The organism is Janthinobacterium sp. FW305-129, from assembly GCF_020858115.1.
Lineage (GTDB): Bacteria > Pseudomonadota > Gammaproteobacteria > Burkholderiales > Burkholderiaceae_D > Janthinobacterium.
Window position 1 is genome coordinate 1 of record NZ_JACYMM010000032.1, and the last position, 1,507, is coordinate 1,507.

Genomic DNA, 1,507 nt, shown 5'->3' on the forward strand with positions numbered 1-1,507 from the left:
ACCATGACGATCACCTCGGCATCGGGTTTGGCCATCTTGACGCCGAGGCCGCCGGCGATTTCATAGCCCATGCACGAATAGCCGTACTCCATGTGGTAGCCGCCCGGCGTGCTTGTCCGCCACAGCTTGTGCAGTTCGGCCGGCAAGGTACCGGCCGCGCAAACGACGATGTCGCGGGTGGTGGAGTCAAGTGAAGAGCGCTGCACGGCGCCGATGACTTCGCCGTCATACGGCAAGCCGGCGACTTCCCGCTTGCCGGTGATCGCCAGCACGGTGGCGCGCCAGGCCTTGCCTGCCTGCTGCGCCCGCTCCAGCCACTGGCCCGCGCTGCTCCAGCTGCCCAGATAACGGGACAAACCTTGCAGCCCGAGGGTTGCGTCCGCCTGCAGGCCCAGGCCACGGCGTTTCAGCGCATCAAAGCTGTTGACGTTCAGGCTGAGCAGTTGCGCCTGCGCAAACAGGGAGTTGGACCCGGTCGTGAAATCCTGCAGCCGTGTGCCGACGGCCAGCACCACGTCCGCGTCCGCCGCCAGCGCATTCGCGGCGGGCGAACCCGTCACGCCGATGGCGCCCAGCTGCAATGGGTGGTTCCACGGCAGGGAGCTTTTACCGGCCTGGGTTTCCGCCACGGGAATGCCGTGCCGCTCGGCAAACGCCTGCAAGGCGGCGCTGGCCTTGCCGTACAGCACGCCGCCGCCGGCCACGATCAGCGGCTGTTTCGCGTTTTTCAGCAACGCTGCCGCTTCTTCCAGTTCCAGCTCGACGGGCGGCACGGCGCGGAAACGCACGACTCGCGGTTCGAAAAAGTCGGCCGGATAGTCATACGCCATCGTCTGCACGTCTTGCGGCAGGGACAAGGTCACGGGGCCGCAGGCGGCCGCGTCCGTCAAGGCGGCAATCGCCCTTGGCAAGGCGGTCAGCAATTGCTCCGGATACACGATGCGGTCGAAATAGCGCGATAAGGGTTTAAAAGCATCGTTGACCGAGACGCTGCCGTCGCTGGCGTCTTCCAGTTGCTGCAAGACGGGGTCCGGCGCGCGCGAGACGAAGACGTCACCGGGCAACAGCAAGACCGGCAGGCGGTTGACGTGCGCCAGCGCGGCGGCCGTCAGCAGATTCGTGGCGCCGGGACCGATGGAACTGGTCACCGCCATCATGCGCCGGCGCATGTGCGCTTTCGCATAGGCAATGGCCGAGTGCGCCATCGCCTGTTCATTGTGGGCGCGGTAGGTGGGAAAACTATCCCGATATTGGTACAGCGCCTCGCCCAGGCCGGCCACATTGCCGTGGCCAAAGATGGCAAAGGCGCCGCCGAACAAGGGCTGTCCATCCTCGGTGCGCAGCACGGACAGGTAGCGGACTAAAGCCTGCGCCATGGTCAAGCGGACAGTGGCGCTCATGCGGCACGCTCCAGGCGGTTGCGCGTGCGTTGCCACAAACTGATCAGCTGTTCGAAGTTGGCGCGCACTGCGGCGATCAGGCCCGCATCATCGAGTTCTCCGGCCAG

Annotated in this window: 1 protein-coding gene; it reads right to left on the bottom strand. The window is 65.7% G+C overall.

Features of this window, described 5'->3' with window-relative positions; translation table 11 throughout:
• On the bottom strand, positions 1-1,400 hold a 1,400-nt coding region (locus IGS61_RS27655), incomplete at its 3' end, for a thiamine pyrophosphate-binding protein (protein WP_230542494.1).
• Between the last annotated feature and the right edge of the window lie 107 nt (positions 1,401-1,507).